The 7,943-nt window shown below is 41.9% G+C and carries 9 protein-coding genes; 4 read left to right on the top strand and 5 right to left on the bottom strand.

Annotated features, from left to right (window positions below):
• Nucleotides 1–321: 321 nt before the first annotated feature.
• The 4 genes from ABWO12_RS11625 to ABWO12_RS11640 are packed head-to-tail and all read left to right on the top strand — an operon-like array spanning nt 322 to nt 4,034.
• Nucleotides 322–1,218: a MerR family transcriptional regulator gene (locus ABWO12_RS11625; protein WP_353089127.1), complete on the top strand. Its 897-nt coding sequence runs from the start codon at nt 322–324 to the stop codon at nt 1,216–1,218.
• Nucleotides 1,219–1,272: 54 nt separating this feature from the next.
• Nucleotides 1,273–2,733: a bifunctional phytoene desaturase/3,4-desaturase gene (gene crtID, locus ABWO12_RS11630; protein ID WP_353089128.1), complete on the top strand. Its 1,461-nt coding sequence runs from the start codon at nt 1,273–1,275 to the stop codon at nt 2,731–2,733.
• 15 nt (nt 2,734–2,748) lie between these two features.
• Nucleotides 2,749–3,588, top strand: a complete 840-nt coding sequence (locus ABWO12_RS11635) for a phytoene/squalene synthase family protein (RefSeq protein ID WP_353089129.1) — start codon at nt 2,749–2,751, stop codon at nt 3,586–3,588.
• Between the two features lie 2 nt (nt 3,589–3,590).
• Nucleotides 3,591–4,034 carry a sterol desaturase family protein gene (locus ABWO12_RS11640; protein WP_073365165.1) on the top strand — a complete coding sequence of 148 codons (444 nt, stop codon included), beginning with the start codon at nt 3,591–3,593 and terminating at the stop codon, nt 4,032–4,034.
• A 52-nt stretch (nt 4,035–4,086) separates the two neighbouring features.
• Here the strand turns inward: ABWO12_RS11640 and ABWO12_RS11645 are convergent, their stop codons facing one another.
• The 5 genes from ABWO12_RS11645 to ABWO12_RS11665 form a co-directional block, all read right to left on the bottom strand.
• Nucleotides 4,087–4,626 carry a GFO_1091 family lipoprotein gene (locus ABWO12_RS11645; protein ID WP_353089130.1) on the bottom strand — a complete coding sequence of 180 codons (540 nt, stop codon included), beginning with the start codon at nt 4,624–4,626 and terminating at the stop codon, nt 4,087–4,089.
• Nucleotides 4,627–4,645: 19 nt separating this feature from the next.
• Nucleotides 4,646–5,194, bottom strand: a complete 549-nt coding sequence (locus ABWO12_RS11650; RefSeq protein ID WP_353089132.1) for a GFO_1090 family protein — start codon at nt 5,192–5,194, stop codon at nt 4,646–4,648.
• Nucleotides 5,195–5,216: 22 nt separating this feature from the next.
• Nucleotides 5,217–5,675 (bottom strand): PG0215 family putative anti-sigma factor, encoded by a 459-nt coding sequence (locus ABWO12_RS11655; protein ID WP_353089134.1) that lies wholly within the window; start codon nt 5,673–5,675, stop codon nt 5,217–5,219.
• A complete protein-coding gene (locus tag ABWO12_RS11660; protein ID WP_353089135.1) occupies nt 5,662–6,171 on the bottom strand; it encodes a GFO_1088 family ECF-type sigma factor in 510 nt (169 codons plus the stop codon). Before ABWO12_RS11660 ends, ABWO12_RS11655 begins: the two co-directional genes overlap by 14 nt.
• A gap of 131 nt (nt 6,172–6,302) precedes the next feature.
• Nucleotides 6,303–7,943 (bottom strand): TonB-dependent receptor plug domain-containing protein (locus tag ABWO12_RS11665; protein WP_353089136.1); only part of this gene is annotated, 1,641 nt, incomplete at its 5' end.

Genomic DNA, 7,943 nt, shown 5'->3' on the forward strand with positions numbered 1-7,943 from the left:
GATCAACGAAGTTGAATCCCATTCGTGAGTTACAAAGCGGAGCTTTTTGGAAAGCCCGAAGCAGCATCCCATTCGTGAGTTACAAAGCGGAGTTCCTTTGAAACTCTGTGGAAAGCGAAGTTACATGCTGCATAAAAAAACACACCCATTTTCTATCCATGCAACAACCATCGATTTTTGGCAAATGCTTCCCTACTCAACAAAAATTTTAGCCAAAAAAGAATAAATAACACCTTTATATAGACAATTCGAATAAAATTGTCATAAAATATTTTTTTGTTTAATATTTTTAGTACTTTTGTTAAACAAAATAACGCAATCATGAACAGTGTCAAAAATACATTCAGTATCAAAGACTTGGAAAATCTTTCCGGGATCAAGGCCCATACCATTCGCATTTGGGAAAAGCGATACAATGTTTTTGAGCCTACACGAACCGACACCAACATTCGTCTTTACGACATCAAAGCCCTCCAAAAATTATTAAACATCACGCTTCTTCACGACTACGGCTATAAAATTTCGAAAATATCCAAACTGAGTGACGAAGAAATCAAAGCCAAAGTTCGGGGCATTGTTTCTGAAAAAAGTGCGAAACATCATGCGATTAGTTCGTTTAAAATGGCAATGATGAACTTTGACCAAAAGCTCTTTTTTGAAACCTATGACGAACTTTTGTCGGAAAAAAACTTCAATGAAGTCTTCTTCGAAGTTTTCATTCCCCTCATGGAAGAATTGGGAGAATTATGGCAGTCCGATACCATTACCCCCGCCCATGAACACTTTATTAGTTACTTAATCAAACTCAAATTACTTATCAATACAGAGGAAGTCATAAAAAAACCTGCGCTTTTTGACGACAAAACCTTTGTTTTATTCTTACCTTTAAACGAAATTCACGAATTGGGTCTGATGTACCTGAACTACGAACTCAACTACCGCGGTTATTCTACCGTGTATTTGGGCGAAAGTGTTCCCGTTGAAAATTTAGCCGATATCAAAAAATACTTTAACAATATCGTATGTATTGGCTACATCACAGTGGAACCCGACAAAGAACATGTGAATGATTACGTTCAAACCTTACAAAATACCGTTTTGGAAGACGCCAACGAGGTATGGCTCATCGGACGAATGACCGAAAATATTAGCCCTCGCGTGGTCAACCCCAAAACCAAAATTTTCAAATCGATAACCGAATTACTCGGCGAATTGTAAAATTTTCTTAAGAAGTTAATGTTGTTTAACTTTTTTATATATTTGTTAAACAATATGAGAAAAGAAATTGCTATCCTCGGATCCGGGTTTTCATCCCTCGCTGCCGCGTGCTACTTAGCACAACAAGGGCACGCTGTAACCATTTACGAAAAAAATAGTACCGTTGGCGGTCGAGCGAGACAGCTCAAACGCGATGGCTTTACCTTTGACATTGGTCCCACATGGTATTGGATGCCTGATGTTTTTGAACGCTTCTTTGCCGATTTTGGAAAAAAACCTTCGGATTACTATACCCTTATAAAATTAAATCCTGCGTATCAAGTATACTTTGGTATTAGAGATTTCATCACAATCAGTGATAATCTAGAAGATATTGCAGCCACCTTTGAAGCGGAAGAAAAAGGAAGCGGCGAAATCTTGAAAAAGTTCATGAAAGAAGCGCAAAGTAACTATGACATTGCGATCAAAGATTTGGTTTACCGTCCCGGAGAATCCCCGCTTGAGCTTGTCACCCTAGAGACGGCAACCCGTGTGGGACAGTTTTTCAGCAACATTTCACGCGACATTCGAAAACGCTTCAAAAACCCCAAACTCATCTCTATTTTAGAGTTTCCAGTATTGTTTTTAGGCGCAAAACCCTCTGACACTCCCTCCTTTTATAGCTTTATGAATTTTGCCGATTTCGGTTTGGGGACATGGCATCCGAAAAATGGAATGTATTCGGTGATTCAAGGTATGGAAAAGTTAGCGCGCGAGTTGGGCGTTACGATCATTACCAATGCACCCGTTGAAAAGATTGAGATTGTAGAAAAAAAAGCGACAGGTATCCGAATAAATGGTACCTTTACCAAAGCCGATATTGTCGTTTCGGGGGCTGATTACCATCATACAGAACAATTGTTGGAACCCGCCTACCGCGCTTATTCAGAATCGTATTGGGAAAACCGAACCTTTGCCCCCTCATCGTTATTGTTTTATGTGGGGTTGAATAAAAAATTACGCAACGTTGAGCACCATAGTTTGTTTTTTGACGTTGATTTTAATGCGCATGCGGCATCGATTTACGATCATCCTGAATGGCCCAAAGAACCCCTGTTTTATGCAAGTTTCCCTTCAAAAACAGACTCTAATGTGGCACCTGAGGGACATGAAGCCGCCATCTTCCTGATTCCTTTAGCCCCCGGTTTGGAGGATACAGAAGCGTTGCGCAATACCTATTTTGAAAAAATTATCACCCGTTTGGAACAATTAACCGAACAACCGGTGAGAGAACATATCCTGTTTAAAGAATCCTTCTGTGTGAATGACTTTATCAAAGAATACAATTCATACAAAGGCAATGCGTACGGCATGGCAAATACGCTTTTGCAGACGGCATTTTTACGACCCAAATTACGCAGCCGCAAAGTGAAACAGCTTTATTTCACTGGCCAACTTACCGTCCCGGGCCCCGGAGTACCGCCCTCGTTAATCTCAGGGAAACTGGTGGCAGAATTGATTGCAAAATACAACTAAATAGACCAACAAATTATGAAATCGCTGTTTGATCAGGTATCCCACGAATGCAGTCGTACGACCACCAAGGCGTACAGTACGTCCTTTTCGACTGCAGTAAAAATGTTGGCTCCCACCATCCGCCAAGACATTTACAACATTTACGGTTTCGTCCGTTTTGCCGATGAAATTGTGGACACTTTTCACGATTACGACAAGGCCACTTTGTTTGCGCGCTTTGAAACCGACCTTGAACATGCCCTCGAGGATCGTATCAGTTTAAATCCTATTCTGAATTCGTTTCAGCGCACGGTACATCAATACAATATTCCACGTCATTTGATTGCCGCCTTTATGAAGAGTATGAAAATGGATTTGCACAAAAGCAAGTACCACACCTACTCAGAGTACCAAGAGTACATTTATGGGTCGGCCGATGTGGTCGGGCTCATGTGCTTAATGGTTTTTGTCAATGGCGATGAGCAAAAATACAACGAACTCAAAGATGCCGCGATGCGTCTAGGTTCGGCGTTTCAAAAAGTAAATTTCTTACGCGACTTAAAAGCCGATTTTGAAGATTTAAGTCGCACCTATTTCCCGAATACCGATTTAACCCAATTGGATGAAGCTTCGAAAGCCGAAATTATTCGCGACATTGAAGCCGATTTTGAAGCTGCTTATGCAGGCATCATCAAATTACCCATGGAAGCAAAATTTGGGGTATATACAGCCTACATTTATTACAAAAAGCTGTTGACCAAGTTAAAACGAACGCCCTCGATGGAAATTCGTTCCACCCGTATTCGCGTACCCGATTACCAAAAAATTGGCTTACTGGCCAAATGTTATGTCAATTATCGATTAAATATTTTATAAGTATGGGATTGCATATTCTCGTTTTCTTTTTAACGTTTTTCATGATGGAATTTATGGCATGGTTTACCCATAAATATGTCATGCACGGCTTTTTATGGTCTTTACATGCCGATCATCACAAAAAAGACCACGATTCATGGTTTGAACGCAACGACGCTTTCTTCATTTTTTATGCCGTGGTAAGTATGGGCTTTTTCTTGCTTTGGCAAAACAACATCTTATCGATTGGATTAGCTATAGGATTGGGTATTTTTGCTTACGGACTGGCGTACTTTTTGGTCCATGACATTTTTATTCACCAACGTTTTAAATTGTTCCGAAATGCCAACAATCGCTATGCAAAAGCGGTGCGTCGGGCACACAAAATGCACCACAAACACATCGGAAAAGAAGACGGTGAATGTTTCGGAATGCTCATTGTTCCTTTAAAATATTTCAAAAAATAAAAAAATCCCGGTTCCTTGCGAATCGGGATTTTTTATCACTAACTCCAAACCTTTACGGTTTAAATATTTGCTGCAACGGTTGCAACTGCTGCATGTTTAATTCTGAATTTTGCAACACCGACAAAAACGTTATCGCATCGGCGGGATTCATACCATCGCCCAATATTCGGATAACGGTCAAACCACCTCCCGTTTTACTACCAAAAAGTACAATCTCATCCACCTTATCCTCTTTGCCCACAATACTGATGGAACCTCCCTCTTTACCAGACCCAAAATGCATTAACTCGGCATAGGCTGTGGTATCTTTTAGTATCGTCCGAACGGTTTGAAATTCTCGCTCCAACTGCTTTGGTTGCTTCGGATTGGCTTTGTAAAATAAGACATTCAACTTTTTGAAAGTCTTCAAGACCCGTTTTTGTTCGGGTGTCAAAGAAGCTATATCGGTATTGATAATACTCGAAGGAACGTCAAAAACACTAAAACCCGGTTGTTGTTGTTTCCCAACAAAATAGTTTTGCATGGTAGGTTCTGATTGGCAACCAAAGAGAATCACACTCAAAACAAAAGCGACGGTGACTACAGTTTTCATACACTTCAAACTTCTACGGTTACTTCTTTCCGGCTTTTTCAAGGGCTTCCCCTCCAGGCAAATTCATTTTCTCGGTCAAGGTCGACAGTTCGTCCAAATCAAATGTACCGGTTAAGGACATTAATACCGACTCTTCTTTCCCTGATCCTTCAATGAACATCAAGAGTTCTTTGACTTGGGATTCGTTGGCTCCTGAGCGCACATAAATACGCACTGACTTTCCTTTTTCGGTAACCCGCATGAGTTCTTCCAAGCCCGCACTTTTGATGTGTTTTAGAGCTTCCGCTTTCATCTCAGTAGCGCGTTTGGTGTTGGTTGTCATAAAGACTTTTAGGTTGTCTAATTTTTTGATTAAAGCTAAAAATTGCTGCCCTTCTTTGTCTTTCACTTCCATTTTGGCTATCAAGGTAAACATTTTTTTGTTGACAATGACGGCGCGAATGTCCTCTTGATTATCAAACTTTTCAAAAACCGACTGCGCGGTTCCCGATTGAACTGCAAATACAACCATAAGAAGCATTACGAATTGCTTCATGCGTTGAACGGATTTAATTACACTTGTTTTCATACGATTCGTTTTTTGATGAAGATTATTGTTTAAAAATTTGATTCTTTGAATTTTCGTATTCTTTTAAATACCCCATGCTTTCAATGCCGGTATTCAAATGACCCGACACCATTGCCAAGGCCTCTTGGGTAGCTGCATAGGCTTCTTCAGGAGTGTCATAGGTTCCCAACTCGGTTTGGGCAAGGGCTTGAGGGGCATCCGACGGTGAATTCCACGTCATAAAACCAATTCCAAGCATGACCACTACACTCGCGGCAACCAACCATCCGATAAAGACATTGCGTCCTGATTTGAGTTGAATGGGTGGCGTCATTCGTTCTTGTTTGGCTTGGGCAAAATACCCAAACAAGGATCGATAGGACTCTAAATGAGGCGGCACGTTTGTCCCTTGAAAGAATGTTTTCAATATTTGTTCCTCCTCCAAAGTGGTCAACCCTTCAAAATAACGCTCCAAAAGCGCTTCTATCTTATTCCATTCCATAATGATGTACTTGTGTCATTCGTTCACGTAATGTTTTTCTAGCGCGGGATAAAGCCACCCGCACGGCAGTTTCATTCATCTCCAAAATAGCGGCGATTTCGGCATAATCATAATCCTCTACTTCCCGCATTTGAAGAATCATGCGTTGTTGTTCGGGCAATTCTTGCATGACTTTCGCTACCCATTGTAAGCTATCGCTATCTTCCAGTTGCTGCTGTAATCCCGCTTGCCGATCGTGGTAATTGGAATGCACCAACTGCAAATTCCCAGCACGCTTCGACTTCAACTGATCCAAACAATAGTTTTTGGTCATGGTCATCGCCATCGCCTCGACACTCTTCAATTCCTCAAGGGTATTTTGCTTGGTCCACAACTTCACCATGACTTCTTGCGTCGCATCTTCAGCCTCCTCGGTACTCACCAACAACCGCTTGGCCAGACGAAATACTTTGTCTTTAAACGGTGTAATTATGGCTACAAATTCGTGCTGTTGCATCGGAATACCGGGTTTATAAAAGGAAGACGAACTACCTTCCGTGTTGTTACAAAGTAACGTTACATTTTTTTCAAAAAAAAAAGCTCCCCCCTGAAAATCAAGGAGGAGCCGTAGGTTATGAGGTAAAAAAATTACAGATTCAAATTCAATCCTAGGCTAAAATTACGCCCTCGTGTAGTATACCCGATGGTTTCGGTAAAATTGGCATTCTGTATATTGGTCACGGCGGCAAAAAGGGTGAGTTGGTTTTTGAATACCTCATATTTTACCAAACCATTAAACAAGCGGTAGGCACTCAAATCAACGGCTGTGGTGGCAAAAGTTGCGCCATCAAAAAACAAATCCCTGCGGGTATCGACATATTGATAGTTGACATTGATAAACCAACGCGATGAAGGGGTAATATCCAATCCGATGTTGGCTTTGTGCTTCGGAATCAAACGATTCAACGCTTCATCGACTTGGGTAAAGGTATAATTGGCGGTTAGGTGCACTTTTTTATGCACTTGCCAAACCACATCCGCTTCAACCCCACGCGCCTTGTTCAATCCCGTGATATTAATATAATTCGAATTAAACGTTACAGGGTCGGTAAAAAAGCCAAAACTATCGACTTGCTCTCGGTAAAAACCTACCGCACTGACCCGTAATTTTTTCTGTAAAAACTGAGCTTCAGCGCCCAACTCCGCGGTAAGATTTGTTTCGGGTTTTAATTGCGTATTTCCAAAAGGAGAATACAATTGAAACAAACTAGGCGTGACAAAAGCGGTACTCAAAGAAGAAATTAGTTTTATGGGGAATGCCTTCAATTGGTACGAGGGATTAATATTGTACACCACATTGTTTCCGTATTCGCTGTGGTGGTTCCAACGGGCACCCGCGTTTAAATTCCCACCCCAAACTGTTGTCCAAACCAAGGTGATGTACGGATCGATAAGGGCAAACTTTGTAGCCTCTCTCCGTTGTGCACCAAAGGGCGTTTGGGTTTGCATGTCGTGAAATTGGTACTGTGTTCCTGCAACGAGATACAGTTTATCGGTAAGATTGTATTTGGAAAACAAATCGACATTCACCGAACGTCCAGCGTACTCAGAAGCATCAGTGGTTCCCGACCAGGCATTGAATTCATCGTAACGACGTACGATTTTGGAGTAGGCCGCGATCAATTTTAACTCCCCTTTGCGAAACGACAGTGTTGGTGTAAATCCCCAACGGGTTTGCTCAGAAGTCGTTGTATTGATGGGAGTGTCGCCGGTGCCCGTATTGTCAAATGCTTGGTCGTAATCATTGGCAATGCGATCAACCTGTGCAAAGGCTTCCCAACGGAAACGCGAGGAAACTTTATAGCCAAATTTTCCATGGTAATTCAAACGTGAAAAACGGTCTTCCTCATAAGTTTGTCCCGCAGGGGGCGCCAATTGCGAGAGGTTGCCCGACTCCGTACTATTTACACCGGCTTGATACGTGACCTTGCCCGACGTTCCATTGACCGAAAATCCTTGGTTGAACTCCTGCCCGTTGATCGTACTTTGTGCCGCAGAATTATTGGAGCCGATATTCAAATACGCCTGCCCTTGGAGCGCTTTTTTACCCGCTCCTTTGGTGGTAATGTTGATGACAGCCGTAGCGGCTCCCGTACCATAAAGCGTACTGGCAGCGCCTTTCATGATTTCGATACTTTCGATTTGATCGACGGCTAGCAACCGTAAGTCAAACTCAAAACTGATGCCCGAAGGATCGGTAACGGGTACGCCATCGATAACAATTAAAAC

It is taken from the genome of Flavobacterium sp. (assembly GCF_040379285.1).
In the GTDB taxonomy this organism is placed as follows: Bacteria; Bacteroidota; Bacteroidia; order Flavobacteriales; family Flavobacteriaceae; genus Flavobacterium.

Coding starts and splice junctions, on each gene's coding strand:
- ABWO12_RS11650 (WP_353089132.1), bottom strand. CDS start 5,194: ATGAAAACAAGTGTAATTAAATCCGTTCAACGCATGAAGCAATTCGTA.
- ABWO12_RS11640 (WP_073365165.1), top strand. CDS start 3,591: ATGGGATTGCATATTCTCGTTTTCTTTTTAACGTTTTTCATGATGGAA.
- ABWO12_RS11645 (WP_353089130.1), bottom strand. CDS start 4,626: ATGAAAACTGTAGTCACCGTCGCTTTTGTTTTGAGTGTGATTCTCTTT.
- crtID (WP_353089128.1), top strand. CDS start 1,273: ATGAGAAAAGAAATTGCTATCCTCGGATCCGGGTTTTCATCCCTCGCT.
- ABWO12_RS11625 (WP_353089127.1), top strand. CDS start 322: ATGAACAGTGTCAAAAATACATTCAGTATCAAAGACTTGGAAAATCTT.
- ABWO12_RS11660 (WP_353089135.1), bottom strand. CDS start 6,171: ATGCAACAGCACGAATTTGTAGCCATAATTACACCGTTTAAAGACAAA.
- ABWO12_RS11635 (WP_353089129.1), top strand. CDS start 2,749: ATGAAATCGCTGTTTGATCAGGTATCCCACGAATGCAGTCGTACGACC.
- ABWO12_RS11655 (WP_353089134.1), bottom strand. CDS start 5,675: ATGGAATGGAATAAGATAGAAGCGCTTTTGGAGCGTTATTTTGAAGGG.